This window comes from Mesorhizobium shangrilense (assembly GCF_028826155.1).
GTDB lineage: Bacteria > Pseudomonadota > Alphaproteobacteria > Rhizobiales > Rhizobiaceae > Arvimicrobium > Arvimicrobium flavum.
In genome coordinates, this window is record NZ_JAQGPN010000001.1 from 3572387 (window position 1) to 3592235 (window position 19849).

18 protein-coding genes are annotated in these 19849 nt (G+C 65.0%); 8 read left to right on the forward strand and 10 right to left on the reverse strand.

The features are described 5' to 3' along the window. The first annotated feature begins 37 nt into the window (after window positions 1–37). Together PD284_RS17285 and PD284_RS17290 are read left to right on the forward strand one after the other, a co-directional pair. The gene (locus tag PD284_RS17285) at window positions 38–1915 is read left to right on the forward strand and encodes an ABC-F family ATP-binding cassette domain-containing protein (protein WP_274629399.1); all 1878 of its coding nucleotides are present in this window, start codon (window positions 38–40) and stop codon (window positions 1913–1915) included. A gap of 187 nt (window positions 1916–2102) precedes the next feature. Then, window positions 2103–2573, forward strand: coding sequence for a cupin domain-containing protein (locus PD284_RS17290; protein ID WP_274629400.1), 471 nt, complete (start codon window positions 2103–2105; stop codon window positions 2571–2573). An 88-nt stretch (window positions 2574–2661) separates the two neighbouring features. Here PD284_RS17290 and PD284_RS17295 read toward each other — a convergent pair whose 3' ends face one another. The 3 genes from PD284_RS17295 to PD284_RS17305 are packed head-to-tail and all read right to left on the reverse strand — an operon-like array spanning window position 2662 to window position 5227. After that, entirely contained in the window at window positions 2662–3285 is a 624-nt protein-coding gene (locus PD284_RS17295; protein WP_274629401.1) for a hypothetical protein, read from the reverse strand. After that, the gene (locus tag PD284_RS17300) at window positions 3285–3734 is read right to left on the reverse strand and encodes a DNA polymerase III subunit chi (RefSeq protein WP_274629402.1); all 450 of its coding nucleotides are present in this window, start codon (window positions 3732–3734) and stop codon (window positions 3285–3287) included. The genes PD284_RS17295 and PD284_RS17300 overlap by 1 nt, the downstream gene beginning before the upstream one ends. Then, a complete protein-coding gene (locus tag PD284_RS17305; RefSeq protein WP_274629403.1) occupies window positions 3734–5227 on the reverse strand; it encodes a leucyl aminopeptidase in 1494 nt (497 codons plus the stop codon). Before PD284_RS17305 ends, PD284_RS17300 begins: the two co-directional genes overlap by 1 nt. Before the next feature lie 324 nt (window positions 5228–5551). Here PD284_RS17305 and lptF point away from each other — a divergent pair, with 324 nt between their 5' ends. The 6 genes from lptF to rsmA all read left to right on the forward strand — a co-directional run bounded on the left by lptF (window position 5552) and on the right by rsmA (window position 13103). After that, window positions 5552–6754, forward strand: a complete 1203-nt coding sequence (lptF, locus tag PD284_RS17310) for an LPS export ABC transporter permease LptF (protein ID WP_274629404.1) — start codon at window positions 5552–5554, stop codon at window positions 6752–6754. Next, complete coding sequence (lptG, locus tag PD284_RS17315; RefSeq protein ID WP_274630678.1) at window positions 6751–7836, forward strand: LPS export ABC transporter permease LptG; 1086 nt, start codon at window positions 6751–6753, stop codon at window positions 7834–7836. Before lptF ends, lptG begins: the two co-directional genes overlap by 4 nt. Beyond that, on the forward strand, window positions 7836–10181 hold the full coding sequence (locus PD284_RS17320; protein WP_411956226.1) for an LPS-assembly protein LptD: 2346 nt from the start codon (window positions 7836–7838) through the stop codon (window positions 10179–10181). Before lptG ends, PD284_RS17320 begins: the two co-directional genes overlap by 1 nt. 86 nt (window positions 10182–10267) lie before the next feature. Next, window positions 10268–11227 (forward strand): peptidylprolyl isomerase, encoded by a 960-nt coding sequence (locus PD284_RS17325; protein WP_274629406.1) that lies wholly within the window; start codon window positions 10268–10270, stop codon window positions 11225–11227. 26 nt (window positions 11228–11253) lie between these two features. Further along, entirely contained in the window at window positions 11254–12276 is a 1023-nt protein-coding gene (gene pdxA, locus PD284_RS17330) for a 4-hydroxythreonine-4-phosphate dehydrogenase PdxA (RefSeq protein ID WP_274629407.1), read from the forward strand. After that, window positions 12273–13103: a 16S rRNA (adenine(1518)-N(6)/adenine(1519)-N(6))-dimethyltransferase RsmA gene (rsmA, locus tag PD284_RS17335; protein WP_274629408.1), complete on the forward strand. Its 831-nt coding sequence runs from the start codon at window positions 12273–12275 to the stop codon at window positions 13101–13103. The genes pdxA and rsmA overlap by 4 nt, the downstream gene beginning before the upstream one ends. Window positions 13104–13200: 97 nt before the next feature. Here rsmA and gmk read toward each other — a convergent pair whose 3' ends face one another. The 7 genes from gmk to fabD all read right to left on the reverse strand — a co-directional run bounded on the left by gmk (window position 13201) and on the right by fabD (window position 19743). Continuing rightward, window positions 13201–13857, reverse strand: a complete 657-nt coding sequence (gene gmk / locus PD284_RS17340; RefSeq protein ID WP_274629409.1) for a guanylate kinase — start codon at window positions 13855–13857, stop codon at window positions 13201–13203. An 8-nt stretch (window positions 13858–13865) separates the two neighbouring features. Next, window positions 13866–14753, reverse strand: a complete 888-nt coding sequence (locus PD284_RS17345; RefSeq protein WP_274629410.1) for a YicC/YloC family endoribonuclease — start codon at window positions 14751–14753, stop codon at window positions 13866–13868. 27 nt (window positions 14754–14780) lie between these two features. Beyond that, complete coding sequence (mltG, locus tag PD284_RS17350) at window positions 14781–15962, reverse strand: endolytic transglycosylase MltG (RefSeq protein WP_274629411.1); 1182 nt, start codon at window positions 15960–15962, stop codon at window positions 14781–14783. Window positions 15963–16045: 83 nt separating this feature from the next. Beyond that, entirely contained in the window at window positions 16046–17308 is a 1263-nt protein-coding gene (fabF, locus tag PD284_RS17355) for a beta-ketoacyl-ACP synthase II (protein ID WP_274629412.1), read from the reverse strand. A 40-nt stretch (window positions 17309–17348) separates the two neighbouring features. After that, entirely contained in the window at window positions 17349–17585 is a 237-nt protein-coding gene (locus PD284_RS17360; RefSeq protein ID WP_018427111.1) for an acyl carrier protein, read from the reverse strand. Window positions 17586–17803: 218 nt separating this feature from the next. Continuing rightward, complete coding sequence (gene fabG, locus PD284_RS17365; RefSeq protein ID WP_274629413.1) at window positions 17804–18541, reverse strand: 3-oxoacyl-[acyl-carrier-protein] reductase; 738 nt, start codon at window positions 18539–18541, stop codon at window positions 17804–17806. Window positions 18542–18807: 266 nt separating this feature from the next. Next, window positions 18808–19743, reverse strand: coding sequence for an ACP S-malonyltransferase (gene fabD / locus PD284_RS17370; RefSeq protein WP_274629414.1), 936 nt, complete (start codon window positions 19741–19743; stop codon window positions 18808–18810). Between the last annotated feature and the right edge of the window lie 106 nt (window positions 19744–19849).

Here is a 19849-nt window from a genome sequence, read left to right on the forward strand (position 1 = left end):
CTTGCGGGCGAAGGCGCTCCCGTGCGAAAGCCCGCGCATGCTTACGATCACCGATCTATCGCTGCGCATGGCAGGACGCCTCCTGATCGACCACGCATCGCTGTCGCTGCCGGCCGGAACGAAGGCGGGTCTCGTCGGGCGCAACGGCACCGGCAAGACGACGCTTTTCCGCGCCATCACAGGCGACCTTTCGTCGGAAACGGGCTCGATCAATCTGCCGAAGAACACACGCATAGGACAGGTGGCGCAGGAAGCGCCGGGTACCGAGGAGCCGCTGATCGAGATCGTGCTCAAGGCCGACACCGAGCGCGCCGCCCTGTTCGCCGAGGCGGAAACCGCGTCCGACCCGCACCGGATCGCCGAGATCCAGACGCGGCTGGCCGACATCGACGCGCATTCGGCGGAAGCGCGCGCCGCCACGATCCTGGCGGGCCTTGGTTTCGACACTGAAGCCCAGGCGCGGCCGGCCTCGTCCTTCTCGGGCGGCTGGCGCATGCGCGTCGCGCTCGCTGCCGTGCTGTTCGCGGAGCCGGATCTGCTGTTGCTCGACGAGCCGACGAACTATCTCGACCTCGAAGGCACGCTGTGGCTGGAAAACTATCTTTCCCGCTACCCGCACACGGTGCTGCTGATCAGCCACGACCGCGACCTCCTCAACCGCGCCGTCAACTCGATCGTCCACCTCGACCAGCAGAAGCTCACCTTCTGGCGCGGCGGCTACGACCAGTTCGAGCGCCAGCGCAGCGAGCAGCTGGAGTTGCAGGAGAAGAGCCGGGTCAAGCAGGAGGCACAGCGCAAGCACCTGCAATCCTTTGTCGACCGGTTCCGCGCCAAGGCGTCGAAGGCGCGCCAGGCGCAGTCGCGCATCAAGGCGCTGGAGAAGATGAAGCCCATCGCCGCGCTGATGAACGATACGGTCAAGCCGTTCAGCTTTCCGGAGCCGGTAAAGACCGTCGCCTCGCCGATCATCGCGATGGACGGCATCAGCGTCGGCTACAAGCCCGGCCACCCTGTGCTCAAGCGGCTCGGCCTGCGCATCGACGCCGACGACCGCATCGCCCTGCTCGGCGCCAACGGCAACGGCAAGTCGACTTTCGCGAAGCTCCTGTCGGCACGGCTGGAACCCGACAGCGGCACGATGACGGTGGCGCCAGGCCTCAAGGTAGGCATGTTCGCGCAGCACCAGCTCGACGACCTGAGGCCCGAGGAGAACGCCTACGAGCATGTCCGCCGGATGATGCCGGACGCGCCGGAATCCAAGGTGCGCGCGCGGGTCGCGCAGTTCGGCCTGACGACGGAAAAGATGAACACGGCCGCTAAGGACCTTTCGGGCGGCGAAAAGGCGCGTCTGCTGATGGGCCTTTCGGCCTTCGAGGGCCCGAACCTGTTCATCCTCGACGAGCCGACCAACCACCTCGACATCGATTCTCGCGAGGCGCTGATCCACGCCCTCAACGATTTTCCGGGCGCCGTCATCCTGATCTCGCACGACCGTCACCTGATCGAGGCGACCGCCGACCGGCTGTGGCTGGTGAAGGACGGGCTGGTCAAGCCCTTCGACGGCGACATGGCCGACTATCGGCGCGAGGTCGTCGGCGATTCAGCCGACCGGCGCGACCGCCGCGAGGCGGACAAGGCCTCGAAGGCGGATCGCCGCCGCGAGGCCGCGCAGCGGCGCGCCGCGCTGGAACCGCTCGCCAAGCAGATCAAGGCGACGGAGGCGCTGATCGAGCGAATCCGCAAGCGGCTCGACGGCATCGAGGACCAACTCGCCGATCCGACTCTCTACGAGAGGGACCCGAAGGCCGCGACCCAGCTTTCCAAAGAGCGGTCGGACCTCGCCCATGCGCTCTCGGGCCATGAGGACACGTGGCTGACGCTGTCGACGGAATACGAAGAAGCGATGGCGGAGTAGAGACTTCCGTCAGAAGGTTGTTCCGTTCGTCCATGAGCCTGCGGCGTCGCCACGGAGTGCGATAGTCACTCGGGCAGCCTGATCGCTGCCCGCTTGTCCGCAGGTGGTTCGCGGCGTTATTCTGGACGGTTAGCGAGCCTGGCCCCCGGCGCGCGCCGGGAGAGCTGGCGACGCGCGGAGGCCTATCATGAAAATCGCTTCGATACTCGCAATCTCTTGCTTCGGATTCTGCGGAATCGTCTCGTATGCCTCGGCGGAGAATGTGCACCAAATGGTCACTCCCGGCGATGTCAAATGGGGGCCGGCTCCCAAAATGCTGCCTGCCGGCGCACAAGCTGCGGTCCTGTTCGGCGACCCGACCAAGGAAGGCTTGTTCGCACTTCGGCTCAAACTACCCGCCGGCTATGCGATCGCGCCTCACACCCATCCTGCGGATGAGGTGGTGACGATCATATCGGGCGCGACCAACCTCGGCATGGGAAAAACCGCCGACCGGAGTGCGACGAAGGCGCTCCCTGCGGGCAGTTTCTTCGCCCTCCCACCAGAGACGCCGCATTTCGTCTTCTTCGATGAGGAAACCGTCCTCCAGGTGAACACGAATGGTCCGTGGGGGCTCAAGTACATCAACCCGGCTGATGATCCCCAAAAGTCGCAATAGGGAGCAACCGGGCTGCAGGCCATTGGCCTTGCCAGCCGACACAGTGCGCGGAAGCAAGATCGCCGGAGATGTCTGAACGCGATTGCGCTCAACGATCGCCCGCGTTCCTGCCCCACCGCGGCGGCGGGGGCTGCGAGTTCGGGTTTTGCGGTGGGCCGCCGCGCCTGCGCCGACTCGCCGCAACGAGGCCGATGAAACCGACCGCCATCAGCGCAAAGCCCAGCGGCTGCGCGCGCGGGTCGAGCATCGCGGCGTCGGACCGCAGCACGACATCGACCGAGCGCATGTTGATGGCATCGGCATCGCCGGGCCCCAGTGTGAAGGTGTAGATGCCGGGCGCGACCGGGTCGATGAGACCGGCCTCAGCGCGGAAGATCTTGTCGCTGGTCTGCGGGCTGACCTCGCGCGGCGACGCGGAATTGTGAAACGACAAGGTGTCGGCAATCACCGTGCGGCCGCCGGTCGCCGCCGTGATGGTCAGCACGGTCCGGTCCTGCTCGAAGGTAGGTGTGCCAAGCGCAGTCAAGTCGACCAGCACGCGCACCGGCGCGTCCGCCTCGGCCAGGGGCGCATCGAAAGACCGGAACCCGGACGCCCTGTCGTAAGCCCGCCACGTACCGATCAGATCGCCGGAGAAATTGTGCACGTACCACGGATAGCCGACGCCGACCGCCGCGCCCGACAGCAAAACCAGTAGGAAGACGAAGCGCATCAGGCCTGCCGCTCCCAGCGGCCGCCGGATGTCTGCTGCCAGTAGGTGACCGCATGCCCGGCCGCCCTGGTCTCCTTCCAGTGACGCCGCGCAGCTTCCAGCTGCGCCGCGTCATGGCCGTCGAACATGAACACCGCGCGCTCGTATGGCGTGAGGTCAGGCGGCGAAGCCCCGTCGACGATGAACCGGATCTTCGCGTCGTTCAGGTTCGAATCGGCCGTCGTCAGCAGGACCGCCTGGTCGGCCGGATGTGCGTCGCGATCGGTCCCGTGAGCCAGAAAAGAATCGTCGCGATAGGTCCACAGATGGATATCGAGCGCATCGCGACGCTCTTCGCTGCCCGCCTGCACCACGACGTTCCAGCCGCGCTGCAGGCTCTTCTCGAGCAGCGGAGGCAGCGCCTGCTCCAGCGTCGATTCGGTCAAATGGTAGAAAAACGCCTCGGCCATCAGGATTCGTAGTTGTCGCGAACGAGCCTGTCGAGCAGGCGCACGCCAAACCCGCTCGCCCAGGACTGGTTGATCTCGCTGGCCGGCGCCGCCAGCGCAGTGCCCGCGATGTCGAGATGCGCCCATGGCGTGTCCTTGACGAAGCGCTGCAGGAACTGGGCCGCCGAGATTGCGCCGCCGTGGCGTCCGCCGATGTTCTTCATGTCGGCGTTCTTGCTGTCGATCAGCTTGTCGTACTCGGGGCCAAGGGGCATGCGCCAGACGCGTTCCTGGGTCGCCAGGCCTGCCGCCGTCAGCTTGCCCGCAAGGGCGTCGTCGTTGGAGAAAAGACCTGCGTGATGCTGGCCCAGCGCCACCATGATAGCCCCGGTGAGGGTCGCCAGGTCGATCATCGCCTTCGGCTTGAACTTTTGCTGGCAGTACCACATGGCGTCGGCCAGAACGAGCCGCCCTTCCGCATCGGTGTTCAGCACCTCGATGGTCTGACCCGACATGGAGGTGACGATGTCGCCCGGCCGCTGCGCGTTGCCGTCGACCATGTTCTCGACGCAGCCGATGATGCCGATCACGTTTGCTTTGGCCTTGCGGGCCGCGATCGCGTGCATGGCGCCCACCACCGCAGCCGCGCCGCCGACGTCGCCGCGCATGTCCTCCATGCTGGACGCCGGCTTGATCGAGTTGCCGCCGGTGTCGAACACCACGCCCTTGCCGACGAAGGCGACCGGCGGTTCATTGGCGTTGCCGCCGCGCCACTGCATGACCGCCAGGCAGGGCGGCCGAACAGAGCCCTGGTTGACACCCAGCAGCGCCCCCATGCCGAGTTTCTTCATCTCCTTCTCGCCGAGAATTTCGACCTTCACCCCGAGCTTCGTGAGTTCTCTTGCGCGCTCGCCGAACTCCACCGGCCCCAGCATGTTGGCCGGTTCGTTGACGAGGTCGCGCGCGAGGTCGACGCCGTCCGCGAGGCCCTCCAGCACGACGAAGGCGCGCTTCGCCTGCGTGGGCTCGGCACAGAGGATGGTGAACTTCGGCCGCTTGGAGGCGTCTGCCTTGCCGGCCGAATCGTTCCTGGTCTTGTACTTGTCGAAGCCATAGGCGCGCAGGAGCATGCCCGCCGCCAGGTTCGCGGCTTCGACGCCGGAAACCGCCCGGCCGTCCAGATCGAGCACGATGGCGCACTCGCCGGCCCGGCGGAAGTGGCCGGAGATGACCCCGCCCAGCTTCATCCAGGCAAACTCATCGAGCGCCTCCGGATCTCCCACGCCCACCGCGACGATGCTGTCGAGGTCGGAACCCGCTGGCGCGAGCACATCGACGACAGCGCCGAACTTGCCGGAGAATTCGGCGACGCCGAAGGCGCGCGTCAGGGCAGCGGCGGTGTCCAGATCCTTCGCCAGCGGTCCGAGCTTCGCCTTCTGGGCCGCAAGCACGAGGACGCTTCCCTTCTTCGGGACCGTCATGCCCGCGAATTTGACTGATGGCCTGTTCTTCATGATCTCCCGCTCCGCCCGATGGGTCGCCTGGCTCCGACTCTTGGTCGAACGGCAGTGATTGGCAAGCGCGCGCGTCAAAATTGCGGACCGTCAAGATGGACCGACTGTTGATAACCGGGGTGCGCCAAAGCGCTGCAGCGCAGTATCCACAGGGCGCCGTTAACCAACTTTGTTGGCCATTTATTAGGTGATGACCCAGACAATTTGAACGAAGCTGACGCGGCGGCCGATAGTTACGAACTGGAAACCGGTTGTGCCTCGGGCGGCGGGACACTACGTTGCGCGCCAACGCGTGACCAGCCGAAACGAGCATCCACGGATTCAATGAAGATCATTGAACGCTATATATTTCGTCGGGCGTTCGTGGTTTTTGCCGCGGCCCTCGGCTGGACGCTGGCGATCGTCTGGACGACGCAGGTGCTCGAGCGCATCGACCTGGTCACCACGAACGGGCAATCGGTACTCTCCTTCCTCGAGCTGGCGACGCTGATCCTGCCTTCGGTGGCGCCGATGGTCATGCCCTTCGCCGTGGCGCTCGGCGTCTCGCAGACGCTGTCGGTGATGAACACCGATTCGGAGCTGGTCGTCATCAACGCCTCGGGAAGCTCGCGCACCACCGTCATCAAGCCGATGCTGCTGCTCGGGCTCGCGGTCAGCCTCGTCTCCTTCGTCGTCGACAACGCCGTCGACCCCTATGCCCGCCAGCGCGCGCGTGAACTCGTCGCGGAAGCGCGCGCCGACCTGCTGTCCACGATCATTCAGGAGGGCACCTTCCGCAAGGTCGAGGACGGGCTCTATTTGCAGATCGGCGAACGGCTCGCCAACGGCACGTTGGGTGGCATTTTCGTTGCCGATTCAAGGGACCCGGAGGTTGAGCTCGCCTATTATGCGAAGAACGGGCGGGTCGCGCGCCTCGGCAATCAGGATGTGCTCCTCATGCAGGATGGCGTCGTGCACCGGAAGCGCCCGGGCAGCGACGTCTCCGTCGTGCGGTTCGAGACCTACGCGTTCGACCTGTCGCTCTTCGCGCCGCAGGACCAGGTGATCGTGATGTATCCGAAGGACCAGACGATCCCCTACCTGCTCAATCCCGATCCCAACGACTACCAGTTCAAGCGCAATCCACAGCAGTTCCGGGCCGAGTTGCATCGTCGATTCGCTGAATGGACGTACCCGCTGATCTTCGCCCTCATCGCAGTCGCGGTGGCAGGCGATGCGCGCTCTCACCGGGAGGCCCGCATCCATCCCACTCTGACGGTGCTGACGCTCGCACTGCTCGTGCGATGGGCTGGCTTCATCGTCGCCAACGAGGCGCATACGACTGCCTGGCTCGTCCCGTTCATATACGGCGTGCCGATCATCACCGCCGCCATCTGCATCCGCTTCATTCTTGCGAATCGAACGCTGGAACTCCCACAGGCCTTCACCGAGCGCTCGGCCGGACTGCTGCGCAGTTGGATCGACCGGATCGATTCCCTGAGGAAGCGCTTGCGGCGCAATTCGCACACTGCGGAGGGCGGCGTCTGATGGGATGGACTCTCGGAAGATATCTGTTCCAGCGCTACGTCGTCATCACGATTTGGCTGTTCCTCGGCATGTTCGCGCTGGTCTTCATCATCGACTTTGCCGAGTTCTCGACCCGGATGTCCGGTCTGCCGGACTTCTCCTTCATCAAGACGCTCGGCATCGTCGCGCTCCGCGTGCCGATGTTCATGCTCCAGACGGTGCCGTTCGTGGCTCTGTTCTCGGCGATGGCGCTGCTGGTTTCGCTCAACCGGCGCTCCGAACTGGTGATCACGCGCGCCGCCGGCATCTCCGTCTGGCAGTTCCTGCTGCCGCTCGGCGTAGCGGCCTTCCTGCTCGGCATCATCATGATCGTCGCCTTCAATCCGCTGGCGGCGGCAGGTCTCGCGCGCTCGCAGATGTACGAGGCCGACATGAAGGCCACGGACCCCAAGCGGGCGGGCGCGACCGTGCCCTGGATCCGCCAGAAGACCGACGACACCGACACCATCATCGGAGCCCAGGCCTCCCTCAACCAGGGGATGGAATTGGCCGGCGCCAGCTTCTTCCGTATCGATTCGGACGGCAACATCTTCGAGCGGCTGGACGCCAGCCGTGCCTATCTCCGGGACGGCTATTGGGAACTCGTCGACGTCGACCGGTACAAGGACGGCGTTCAGGAAATGAACATCCCGGACCTGCAGATTCCCACGAATCTGCGTGAGGAGTTCGTACAGGAGCGGCTGGCGCGTCCCGAAACGATTCCACTTTTCGAATTGCCGTCGAAGATCGAGGTCGCACAATCGTTCGGGTTGCGCGCCAATGCCTTCTCGATGCAATTGCACTCCCTGCTGGCGCTGCCTCCCCTGTTGGTGGCGATGACGCTTATCGCGGCCACCGTGTCGCTTAAATTTACGAGGCTAGGACAATCCGTTCCTTTGATTCTGGGTGGCGTAGTCGCCGGCTTTCTGCTTTATGTCGTATCGGTTTTGGTCAAAGCGTTCGGGACCTCGGGGATTGTCCCTCCGGTCGTGGCGGCATGGTTTCCGGTCGTGGTGGCAATCTTTCTCGGTGTGACATTCCTGCTCTACAGGGAAGACGGCTAGTGGGCTCGGTGTCAGCCCTCCGTCAGCGGCCGCGGCGTCTGTCGCGCCTGCTGGGTGCCACAGCGCTCGCCTGCGTACTGGCATATGTCGCAGCGCCTCTTCACGCGCAGAACCTGGCGCTCGAGCAGAACGTTCCCGAAAACTCGCAGTTGCTGCTCGAAGCGGACACGCTGGTCTACGATCAGGACCTTTCGACGGTCACCGCAGTCGGCGGCGTTCGCCTCGAATACGGCGGCAATCGCGTTGTGGCCGAGAAGGTCATCTACAACAGCGAGACGGGCCGCCTGCTGGCTACCGGCAAGGTCGAGATCGTCGATCCCGAAGGGACGAAATTCTACGCCAGCGAGATCGACATCACCGACGATTTCGGCGACGGCTTCGTCAACGCCCTGCAGGTCGTGACCACGGACAAGACCTATTTCGGCGCTGAGAGCGCCGAGCGGCGCAGCGGCGTCCTCACCACCTTCAACAACGGCGTCTACACGGCCTGCGCACCCTGCGAGGACAAGCCCGACAAGGCCCCCATCTGGCGAATCAAGTCGCAGAAGATCATCTGGAACGGCAAGACCAAGATGATCCGCTTCGAGAAGCCGCGTTTCGAAATGTGGGGCATGCCGATCGCGCTGCTGCCCGCATTCGAGATCCCGGATCCGTCGGTCAAGCGCAAGTCGGGCTTCCTGCTGCCCGGCCTCGCCTACAAGTCCGACCTCGGCTACGGCGCCTACATCCCGTACTACTTCGCGCTGTCCCCAACCTATGACCTGACTGTAACCGGCACCGGCTACTCGGAGCAGGGTTTCCTCGGCGAGGCCGAGTGGCAGCAGCGCTTCAACAACGGCCAGTACAACCTCAAGATGGCGGGGATCTACCAGGCCGATCCTGAGGCGTTCGATCCAAACACCGTGGACCGCGGCAAGCCGGATGATCTCAACCGCTTCCGCGGCATGATCGGCAGCAAGGGCGACTTCGTCCTCAACCCGCGCTGGAGCTTCGGCTGGAACGCACTGGCGCAGACCGACAAGGACTTCGCCTATACATACGGCATCGCCGGGTTCGACAACTATGTGTTCCGCTCGGAGACCTACCTGACGGGTCTCAACGACCGCAACTTCTTCGACCTTCGCGCCATGAAGTTCGACGTGCAGGAAGACGTCTTCAACGGACGCGACGAGAAGCAGCCATTGGCGCTGCCGACCTTCGACTATGCCTATACGCCGGACGAGCCCATCGCTGGCGGCGAGATCAACATCGACGTCAACGCACGCACCCTCTACCGTGATACGCAGGACGTGGCGCTGACCGCGCCGGTCGTGCGCGGAGTCGACGGATGGAGCGGCCGCATGACCGCCGAGGCCGAATGGCGCCGGTCGATCGTCGGTCCCGGCGGCCTTGTGGTCAGCCCGCTGCTTCAGATGCAGGGCGACGCAATGTACTCTGATGTCGCCAACATATCGGTGGCGAGCATCGACATCATGGGCAGGGAGCTCGGCGTCGCGGCGGACGTGCGCTCGGCGCTCTATCGCTACATGGCGACCGCAGGGCTCGACGTGCGCTGGCCCGTGCTGTTCTCGACGACGAGCTCGACCCATGTGCTCGAGCCGGTCGCGCAGGTCTTCGCCCGGCCGGATGAGCCCTATAGCGACGAACTGGGGATCATCAACGAGGACGCCCAGAGCTTCGTCTTCGACGCCACCACGCTGTTCGAGCGCGACAAGTTCTCCGGCTATGACCGCATCGAAGGCGGCACGCGGGCGAATCTCGGCGTGCGCTACTCCGGCTCATTCGCCCACGGATGGACCACGAACGGCATTTTCGGCCAGTCCTACCAGCTCGCGGGACGCAATTCCTTCGCCTCCCCGGACCTGGTCAACGCCGGCGCATTTTCGGGCCTGGAAACCGAGACCTCGGACTATGTCGGCCTGATCGGCTTCGGCACGCCCTTCGGCCTGTCGGCGTCGCTGAGCGCCCGCCTCGACGAGGAGACGTTCGACATCCGCAGGACCGAGGTCAGGGCCGGATATGTCGCCGACCGCTTCTCCATCAACGCAAAGTATGCGTTCATCGAGGCGCAGCCCCTTTACGGCTTCGCCGTCGACCGGGCAGAGGTCTCTGGCGGTGCGTCGGCCAAGATCGGCGAGAACTGGCGCGTCTTTGCGTCGGCGACCTTCGACGTCGAGAACGAGCGCATGCTCAACCGCGGCGTTGGCGTCTCCTACGCCGACGAGTGCTTCACCTACCTGATGACAGTTTCGCAGTCGATCAACCGGGTCAGCGAGGAAACTTCCACCAGCATCGGCTTCAATCTTTCCTTCCGCACTCTTGGCGATATCGGGGCTGGGATATAGACAACAGTCCGACTGACATGCTTTCGCCGCATAAGGGTGGCACCCGAACACTTTGGTGTGGCCGGATGGGAATGGGGAAGATCTGGATGTTTTCGCCGCGAATGCTAGGATTTGCAGCAGCAGTCGCCGTGCTGACGGCGAGTGCTCACCTGCCGATGGGCATGGATCTAGTCGGCGTCGCTCAGGCGAGCGAGATCAAATACGTCGTCAACAACATCCCCATCACCAGCTACGACATCCAGCGACGCGCCGCCTTCATCCGCCTGCAGCGGGGCAAGGGCAACGCATCCGACCAGATGATCGAGCAGACGCTGCGCAACGCCGAAGCCGCGCGCCTCGGCATCAAGGTGACTGACGAGCAGGTGGACACCGCCTACGCGCGCTTCGCCAAGGACAACAAGATGCCGCTCGATGCGCTGGACAAGATCTTGGGGCAGGCCGGCGTGACCAAGTCGCACTTCAAGGAATACATCCGTTCGCAGATGGCCTGGAACCAGGCGCTCGGCGCCCGCCACCGCTCGACCGGCGCTGGCGGCGGAGCCGGCCCGGGCGCCAAGGGCGGATCCCGCGAGCAGAACCTCGTCCGTCAGATGCTCCAGAGGGGCGGCGAAAAGCCAAAGGCAACGGAATACATGCTGCAGCAGGTGATCTTCGTGGTGCCTGCCGGGCAGCGCGGCGATATCGCCAAGCGCAAGCGCGAAGCCGAGGCCATGCGCATGCGCTTCCGCAGCTGCGAGACGACCCGCAGCTTCGCCAAGGGCCTGATCGACGTGACCGTGCGCGATCTCGGCCGCGTGCTCGAGCCGCAGTTGCCGGCGGACTGGGCCGAGCCGATCAAGGCGACCAAGAGTGGCGCGGCCACGCCGGTGCGCCAGACGGAACGTGGGATCGAGTTCATCGGAATCTGCAGCGCGCGCGAGGTATCGGACGACCGCGTGGCGGAGCTGGTGTTCCAGGCCGAATCCAGCAAGGGCGCCAACGCCGACGAGCTCAGCAAGACCTACACGCAGGAATTGCGCGAGAAGGCGAAGATCGTCGAACGCTGACGCACTCCTCCGCCCTGCTCCCATAGATGGCTGATCACGCAAAACCTCTCGCGGCGACGGTCGGCGATCCTGCGGGCGTCGGCCCGGACATCGTGCTGGCCGCATGGGCGCAGCGGCAGCAGGCCGGCATTCCCCCCTTCTATGTGATCTGCGACCCGGATTTCCTGGTGGACCGGGCGGCCGCGATGGGGCTTGCGGTGCCCATCGCCTCGGTCATGCCGTCCGAAGCGACGTCGACATTCGAGCAGGCGTTGTCCGTCGTTCCGCTCGGCGCCCGCTTCAGCCGGCAGACAGGGCGCGCCGACCAGGCCGACGCCAAGGGAATCGTCGCGGCCATCGACCGTGCGGTCGAGGACGTCGTGACAGGCGTTGCCGACGCGCTGGTCACCGGCCCCGTCGCCAAGAAGTCGCTCTACGACGCGGGCTTCGACTTCCCCGGCCACACGGAATACCTTGCGCATCTGGCCGAGGCCTGCACCGGCGCGCCTGCCTTCCCTGTCATGATGCTGGCGGGCCCCGAGCTTCGCGCCGTACCGGTCACGATCCACGTGCCGCTGGCTGCCGTGCCGGGCCTGCTGACGCAGGATCTGATCGTGCAGACAGTGCGCATCACCCACAACGACCTGCGTCGCCGCTTCGGCCTCGCCAGGCCGCGGCTTGCTGTCTCCGGACTTAACCCTCACGCCGGAGAGAGCGGCGCCATGGGCCGGGAGGACGTCGACGTCATCGCGCCCGCGATCGAACAACTGCGCTCCAGCGGAATCGAAGCGTTCGGTCCCCTGCCCGCGGACACCATGTTCCATCCCCAAGCCCGCGCCGCCTACGACGCCGCCATCTGCATGTATCACGACCAGGCGCTGATTCCCGCGAAGGCGCTCGCGTTCGACGAGACGGTCAACGTGACGCTGGGGCTGCCCTTCATTCGCACCTCGCCGGACCATGGCACCGCCTTCGACCTCGCCGGCAGCGGCAGGGCGCGGCCCGACAGCTTTTTTGCCGCGCTGAGGCTGGCGCGCCAACTCGCCGACCGCCAAGCGGCCGCTTCATGAGCATCGACGGCCTGCCGCCCCTGCGCGAGGTGATCGAGCGCCACCAACTCGCCGCCAAGAAGTCGCTCGGCCAGAACTTCCTGCTCGACCTCAACCTGACGGGTAAGATCGCGCGTGCGGCAGGCGACCTTTCAAACGTCACCGTCGTCGAGGTCGGTCCAGGACCCGGTGGTCTCACCCGCGCGCTGCTGCTGCACGGCGCACGCAAGGTCGTCGCCATCGAGCGGGACGAGCGCTGCCTGGCGGCGCTGGAGGAAGTCTCGGCGCACTATCCCGGACGGCTCGAGGTCATCCCCGGCGACGCCCTGAAGACGGATTTTCGCGAGATCGCCGGCTCCGGTCCGGTCAAGATCGTCGCCAACCTCCCCTACAATGTCGGCACCGAACTGCTGGTGCGCTGGCTTACCGTCGACGAGTGGCCGCCGCTCTACATGTCCATGACGCTGATGTTCCAGCGCGAAGTGGCCGAGCGCATCATCGCGAAGCCGCGAAGCGACGCCTACGGCCGTCTCGGAGTCCTGGCCGGTTGGCGCACGGAAGCCGGGATCGCCTTCGACGTGCCGCCGCAGGCCTTCGTGCCGCCGCCAAAGGTGACGTCCTCGGTGGTACATCTCGTGCCCCGCGCCGAGCCGCTGCCGGCCGACGTCCGCACGCTTGGCCGCATCACGGAGGCGGCGTTCGGGCAACGCCGCAAGATGCTCCGCCAGAGCCTGAAGCCGGTCGGCGGCGAGCGCCTGCTCGAAGCCACCGGCATCGATGGCACGCGGCGCGCTGAGACGCTGAGCGTCGCCGAGTTCGTGGCGCTGGCGAACGCATTTCGAGGATAGCGATCGCCCTCTGGGCGTCGCTGCCGGCCCTTACATACAGGCGAGTATCGATGAAGGAAGACGCCGCTAACGCCGGCGGCCCCACCCGCCTGCAATCCTAAGTCGTCTTTTCGTCAAGCAGCGACGAAACGAACTCGAACAGGCCCGGCCGGCGATCGCGGCGCAGGCGTTCCGCCGTCACGATCGCCCGCACTTCCGCGAAAGCCCGGTCCAGGTCGTCGTTGACGACGACGTAGTCGTACTCGCGCCAGTGCTCGATCTCGATCTTCGCGTTGTTCAGCCGGCGCTCGATCGACTCGGCCGCATCTTCCGCGCGCCGCTGCAGCCGCGCCTTCAGCTCCGCCATCGAAGGCGGCAGGATGAAGATCGAGACGATGTCGCCGCGCATCTTCTCCTTGAGCTGCACCGCGCCCTGCCAGTCGATATCGAACAGCATGTCGCGGCCATCGGCCATCGCCCTTTCCGCCGGCTTGCGGGGAGTCGCATAGAAGTTGCCGTGCACCTCCGCCCATTCCAGCAGTTCGTCGTTCTCACGCAGGAACTCGAACTCGCGCTGATCGCGGAAATGGTAGTGCACCCCGTCTATCTCGCTGCCGCGCCGCTGGCGCGTCGTCACGCTCACCGACAGCTCGAAGCCATGGTCGATTTCCAGCAGGTTGCGGGCAATAGTGGACTTTCCTGCCCCCGATGGGGAGGAAAGCACCAGCATCAGCCCCCTGCGGCTGATGCCATCCGCTGACTTCGGTCGCGTCATTCCTCGATCTACTCCAAATTCTGGACCTGTTCGCGAAACTGGTCGACGACCGCCTTCAGTTCGAGGCCGATCGCGGTCACCGAGGCCGCATTCGATTTCGAACACAAGGTATTAGATTCGCGATTGAATTCCTGCGCCAGGAAGTCGAGCTTGCGGCCCACCGCTCCGCCGGCGGCCAGCAGCGCGCGGCCGGACGCGACATGCGTCTTGAGACGATCGATCTCCTCGCGAATGTCAGCCTTGGTCGCCAGGAACGCCGCTTCGGCGTGGAGGCGAGCCTCGTCGAGGCCGGCAGCCGCGTCGAGCAGCAGGCTAACCTGCTCGGCCAGCTTCCTCCGGATCGACTCGACCTCACGCGACGGGTCGGCTTCGGCCTTGAGCGTCAGCGCTTCCATCTGGTCGAGGTGAGAGGACAGCAAGGCGCCCAGGGCTTCCCCTTCGCGCTGACGCGCCGCCTCCAAGTCGGAAAGCGCCGTATCGAACACGGCAAGGATCGCCACGTCCAGCGCGGCGCGGCCCTCTTCGCTCTCCACCGCCTCCGGAATATCCAGCACGCCGCGTAGTGCGAGCAGGCCGTCGGCGCTCGCCGGAGCCGCCCCGAACTGCTCCTGGAGACGCTTCGCAAGACCCGCCAAGTCCTTGAGAAATGCCTCGTTGACGACAGGCTGAACCTGGATAGCGGGCCGCGTCAGCGTGAGCGTCGCCTGGAAGTTGCCCCGCGCGAAGGTCTTCTGGAGCCTCTGGCGCGTCACCGGCTCGATCCGCTCGAAGCCCGGCGGCAGGCGGAAACGGCCGTCGGCGCTCTTGCCATTCACCGATTTCACTTCCCACGCGATCTGCGCGCCGGCGAACTGTGCGCTGGCGCGCGCAAATCCGGTCATGCTCTGCAATTTCATTGCGAGCGCCCCCTATTTAGAGACCGGCTACTGGCCGGTGGTCGATGCTGCGCCCTGCGAGGCGGCGGCTGCCGCCTCCGCGGCCTTCTTCTTCTCGATCACCCGCCAGCGCGCCACGTTCTCATTGTGCTCATCGAGGGTCTTGGCGAAGACGTGGCCGCCGGTCCCGTCCGCGACGAAGTAGAGGTCTGCGGTCTGCGATGGGTTGGCGACCGCTTCGAGCGCGGCGCGGCCGGGATTTGCAATTGGCGTCGGCGGCAGGCCGTTGATGAGATAGGTGTTGTACGGCGTCTGCTTCTTCAGGTCGGACTGGGTGATCGGCTTTTCGGCGGGCTTACCCTTGCCGCCGTAGATGCCGTAGATGATCGTCGGATCCGACTGCAGGCGCATGCCCTTGTTGAGCCTGTTGACGAAGACGGCCGCCACACGCGAGCGCTCGTCGGCGACGCCCGTCTCCTTTTCCACGATGGACGCGAGGATGACAAACTCATCCCTGTTGGCCAGCGGCAGGTCGCGGGCGCGCCTATTCCAGATGTCCTCGACCAGTTTGTCCTGGTCGGCAAGCAGCTTGTCGACGATCTGCTGGCGGGTGGTGCCGCGCGTAAAGCGTTGCGTGTCCGCGGCAAGGCTGCCCTCGACAGGAACAGAAGCCGGCATGTCGCCCGACAAGGCCTCGTGTTCCGCGATCCGCTGGAAGGCCTGCTCCACCGTCAGCCCCTCCGGGATGGTCAACGAATAGAGGATCGATTTGCCGCTCTTCAGCACTTCCATGATGTCGCGCATGGAAGCGCCGGCCTTGACCTCATACTCGCCGGCCTTCAGCTTTCCGTCTGCACCCAAGGCGCGCGTGCCGAGCCAGAAGATTCGCGCATCGGAGATGAGGCCGCGGCGTTCGAGCTGATCGGCAATGTCCTGGACGCCGGAGTTCGGCTTGATCAGCACCGTGGATGCCGTCGTCGACGGCCCTGGCGCCTCGAATGTTCGCTTTCCGAAGTAGAGAGCGACGACCGCCGCGATCGCCACCAGGAAGAGGGCCGAAACGACGAAGTTCAGGAACACCACGAACTGGTTGCGAGATCCCCGCGACCGTTTCGGAGGTGGCGTGCCAGCCTCGGGGCGCAACGCATCGCTGGCGGATTTCGGCACGATCGTCTGCGCGCCATCGGCGGCTCTGCCGAAACTGCCGGTGCTTTCGGTTTCGATTGTCATCGGTCGACGGCGCTTTCTGGTGAATCAGGCGTGACCGGCAGACTATAGGCGAATATGGCAAAAATCACGGCACGATGCGCCGGTCAGCCATTGTAACGCTGGAACACGAGCGATGCGTTGGTTCCGCCAAATCCGAACGAGTTGGACACTGCGACATCGATCCGGCGCTCGCGCGGCTTGTGCGGCACGAGATCGATCGCCGTCGCCACAGACGGGTTGTCCAGATTGATGGTGGCGGGAGCGATGTTGTCGCGGATGGCGAGCACAGAGAAGATCGCCTCGGCTGCGCCGGCGGCGCCCAGAAGGTGCCCGATCGAAGATTTCGTCGACGACATCGAGATCTTCGACGCCGCATTTCCGACCAGCCGCTCGACAGCGCCGAGTTCGATCGTGTCGGCCATGGTCGAGGTGCCATGGGCGTTGATGTAATCGACGTCAGCCGGAACGATGTTCGCACGCTTGAGCGCCGCACTCATGCAGCGGAAGGCGCCGTCCCCGTCCTCGGAGGGTGCGGTGATGTGATAGGCGTCGCCCGTCAGGCCGTAGCCGACGACCTCGGCATAAATCTTGGCGCCGCGTGCCTTGGCATGCTCGAGCTCTTCGAGCACGACTACGCCGGCGCCCTCGCCCATCACGAAACCGTCGCGATCCTTGTCATAGGGCCGCGATGCGATTTCCGGGGTGTCGTTGCGCTCGGTGGAGAGCGCGCGGCAGGCTGCGAAGCCCGCCATCGACAGGCGGTCGATCGGCGATTCGGAACCGCCGGCCAGCATCACGTCGGCGTCGCCGAACATGATCAGCCGCGCCGCATCGCCGATGGCGTGTGCGCCGGTCGAGCAGGCCGTGACGACGGCGTGATTCGGGCCCTTCAGCCCGTGCCGGATCGACACCTGGCCCGAGACCAGATTGATTATGTTGCCGGGAATAAAGAAGGGGCTGATGCGGCGCGGGCCGCGTTCCTTCAGGATCAGGGCGTTCTCGGCAATGCCCGAGATGCCGCCGATGCCGGAACCGATCATCACGCCTGTGGCGTTGCGGTCGGCTTCCGTTTCGGGCTTCCAGCCGGAGTCCGCCAGCGCCTCATCCGCTGCGGCGATGCCGTAGAGGATGAAGTCGCCGATCTTGCGGAGTTCCTTGGGCTCGAGCACCGCCTCGGGATTGAACGTGCCGTTCGCGCCGTCGCCGCGCGGGATGACGTTCGCGATCTTGCACGGCAGATCGTCGACCTCGAACTCGGTAATCCGGCGGCAGGCGCTCTTGCCTGTCAGCAGTTCCCGCCAGCTATGCTCCGCCCCCATTCCGAAGGGCGAGAGGAGTCCGATACCAGTAACAACGACGCGTCTCATGACCGCCTTTCCTGAAAAAACGACGGCTGAGGCGGAAGGACTAGGCCGAAGCCTTGTCGATGTACTTGACCGCGTCGCCCACGGTCAGAATCGTCTCGGCCGCGTCGTCAGGAATCTCGACGCCGAATTCCTCTTCGAACGCCATCACGAGCTCGACCGTGTCCAGGCTGTCGGCGCCGAGATCATCGATGAAGCTCGCGGCTTCAGTGACCTTGTCCGCATCGACACCAAGGTGTTCGACAACGATCTTCTTCACGCGTTCTGCGGTGTCGCTCATATGGGCATCCTCGTCTAAAGAATTCGCTTACTTCGTTAGCGGCACGATTGCCACTGATCAAGGCTTAAGATGTTCCCTCAAAGGGGCGGTTTTTCCGGCAGTTCTGGGCCGGACGACCGCTTCGGAGGCCGCATTACACGAAATCCTCGGCCTGTCCAAGGCGAAAACCCGGCATTCCACGGCGTTCCCCAGTCAACTCTCCCCAGAGTCCGCTGTTCTCAGATCATCGCCATGCCGCCGTTGACGTGAATTGTCTGCCCCGTCACGTAGCCGGCCTCGTTCGAAGCCAGGAAGACGACGGCCGCGGCGACTTCGTCGCCCGTCCCCATGCGCTTCATGGGAATCGCGCCCATGATGGCTTCCTTCTGCTTGTCGTTCAGCTTGCCGGTCATCGCCGATTCGATGAAGCCCGGCGCAACGCAGTTCACCGTCACGTTGCGGGTGGCGATCTCCTGCGCCAGCGACTTGGAGAATCCTATCATGCCGGCCTTGGAGGCACAGTAGTTCGCCTGGCCAGGGTTGCCGGTCACGCCCACCACGGAGGTTATGTTGATGATGCGGCCATGCCGGCGGCGCATCATCGGGTGAGTCAGTTCGCGAGTCAGCCGGAATACGGCCGTCAGATTGACCTCGATAACCGAATCCCAGTCCGCATCGGACATGCGCACGAACAGGCCGTCCCTGGTGATGCCGGCGTTGTTGACCAGGATATCGACGCCTTCGAGATCGGCCTCGGCCTTCTGGCCTAGCGCCTTCACCTCATCCCGGTCGGAGAGATTCGCCGGAAACACCATCACGCGGTCCCCGAGCTCAGCGGCCAGCGCCTCGAGTTTTTCCACGCGAGTGCCGTGCAGACCGACGATTGCGCCCTGCGCGTGCAGCAGCCGCGCCACCGACTCGCCTATGCCGCCGGTGGCGCCGGTCACGAGGGCTTTGCGCCCGGTCAGATCAAGCATTGGTTTCTTTCCCTTGTTCCTAAGGACGTGGTCGGAGCGATCATCGACAAACGTTGTGCCGATTTCCCATCGCCACGCCCAGGATGACGTTTCTCTTGTCCGGGGCATCGCAGTTCACTCTGCAGTCGCCCACGCGATAACTCCAGAAGTCGGCCAGCGGCGCCAAAATCCCGCTTGCCCGGCATGCGGCGACGCCGTCTTTGAGTGTTGCTGACCTGAGCATATCGGATCGAAACGATCCCCGCGCTACAAGGATCTGCCCAACCTCACCCCAACGCCGCTGCCGCCGCCTCCACGTCGGCGGGCGTCGACACATTGGCCGTCGACACGTCCTTCGCGATGCGCTTGGCAAGTCCCGACAGCACCTTGCCGGAACCGATCTCGTAGAGCGTGGTCACGCCATTCGCGGCGAACCACTCCACCGTCTCGCGCCACCGGACGCGCCCGGTCACCTGCTCGACCAACCGCTTCACGATCTCGTCCGGATCGGTGACAGGATTGACAGAGACGTTGCAAACGACCGGCACGATCGGCGCGCGCTTCCCGACTTTTGCCAGCGCGTCGCGCATGGCGTCGGCCGCCGGTCCCATCAGTGCGGAGTGGAAGGGAGCCGAAACCTGCAGCATCAGCGCACGCTTGGCGCCCTTGTCGGTGCAAAGCCGTGCCGCCTCCTCTACCGCCGCCTTGGCGCCAGAGATGACCAATTGGCCGCCGCCGTTGTCGTTGGCAACCTGGCAGGGCCCGCCCGCCTCGCGACAGGCGTCCTCGACCGCCTGCTGCTCCAGCCCCAGGATGGCGGCCATGGCCCCCTCGCCCGCCGGCACGGCCTCCTGCATCGCGTTGCCGCGGATGCGGAGCAGCCGCGCCGTATCGGCCAGCGAAAACGTGCCCGCCGCGCACAGCGCCGAGTATTCCCCCAGCGAGTGGCCGGCGACGTACGCGACCTTGTCCTTGAGCGAAACGCCTTGCGCTTCCAGCGCCTGCAGCGCGGCCATCGAAACGGCCATCAGCCCAGGCTGGGCGTTGGCGGTGAGTGTCAGGCGGTCCTCAGGCCCCTCCCACATAACCTGCGACAGCTTCTCGCCGAGCGCATCGTCCACCTCGTCGAAAACGCGCCTCGCCTCCGGGAACGCCTCGGCCAACGCCTTGCCCATGCCGACTGACTGGCTGCCCTGACCGGGGAAAGTGAATGCAATTGACATCTCGGGCTCTCCCAAGGTTTTTCGGATGTTGCCGCCGTGTTGCGCATCGCCGCGCGACGAGTCAAGGCCGCCGGTGGGCGCGCCCCGGAACTTCGGGGGGCGCATC

What these genes read in the sequence shown, in the direction of transcription:
- PD284_RS17285 (WP_274629399.1), top strand. Translation starts at nt 38, where the DNA reads ATGCTTACGATCACCGATCTATCGCTGCGCATGGCAGGACGCCTCCTG.
- PD284_RS17290 (WP_274629400.1), top strand. Translation starts at nt 2,103, where the DNA reads ATGAAAATCGCTTCGATACTCGCAATCTCTTGCTTCGGATTCTGCGGA.
- PD284_RS17295 (WP_274629401.1), bottom strand. Translation starts at nt 3,285, where the DNA reads ATGCGCTTCGTCTTCCTACTGGTTTTGCTGTCGGGCGCGGCGGTCGGC.
- PD284_RS17300 (WP_274629402.1), bottom strand. Translation starts at nt 3,734, where the DNA reads ATGGCCGAGGCGTTTTTCTACCATTTGACCGAATCGACGCTGGAGCAG.
- PD284_RS17305 (WP_274629403.1), bottom strand. Translation starts at nt 5,227, where the DNA reads ATGAAGAACAGGCCATCAGTCAAATTCGCGGGCATGACGGTCCCGAAG.
- lptF (WP_274629404.1), top strand. Translation starts at nt 5,552, where the DNA reads ATGAAGATCATTGAACGCTATATATTTCGTCGGGCGTTCGTGGTTTTT.
- PD284_RS17325 (WP_274629406.1), top strand. Translation starts at nt 10,268, where the DNA reads ATGTTTTCGCCGCGAATGCTAGGATTTGCAGCAGCAGTCGCCGTGCTG.
- pdxA (WP_274629407.1), top strand. Translation starts at nt 11,254, where the DNA reads ATGGCTGATCACGCAAAACCTCTCGCGGCGACGGTCGGCGATCCTGCG.
- rsmA (WP_274629408.1), top strand. Translation starts at nt 12,273, where the DNA reads ATGAGCATCGACGGCCTGCCGCCCCTGCGCGAGGTGATCGAGCGCCAC.
- gmk (WP_274629409.1), bottom strand. Translation starts at nt 13,857, where the DNA reads ATGACGCGACCGAAGTCAGCGGATGGCATCAGCCGCAGGGGGCTGATG.
- PD284_RS17345 (WP_274629410.1), bottom strand. Translation starts at nt 14,753, where the DNA reads ATGAAATTGCAGAGCATGACCGGATTTGCGCGCGCCAGCGCACAGTTC.
- mltG (WP_274629411.1), bottom strand. Translation starts at nt 15,962, where the DNA reads ATGACAATCGAAACCGAAAGCACCGGCAGTTTCGGCAGAGCCGCCGAT.
- fabF (WP_274629412.1), bottom strand. Translation starts at nt 17,308, where the DNA reads ATGAGACGCGTCGTTGTTACTGGTATCGGACTCCTCTCGCCCTTCGGA.
- PD284_RS17360 (WP_018427111.1), bottom strand. Translation starts at nt 17,585, where the DNA reads ATGAGCGACACCGCAGAACGCGTGAAGAAGATCGTTGTCGAACACCTT.
- fabG (WP_274629413.1), bottom strand. Translation starts at nt 18,541, where the DNA reads ATGCTTGATCTGACCGGGCGCAAAGCCCTCGTGACCGGCGCCACCGGC.
- fabD (WP_274629414.1), bottom strand. Translation starts at nt 19,743, where the DNA reads ATGTCAATTGCATTCACTTTCCCCGGTCAGGGCAGCCAGTCAGTCGGC.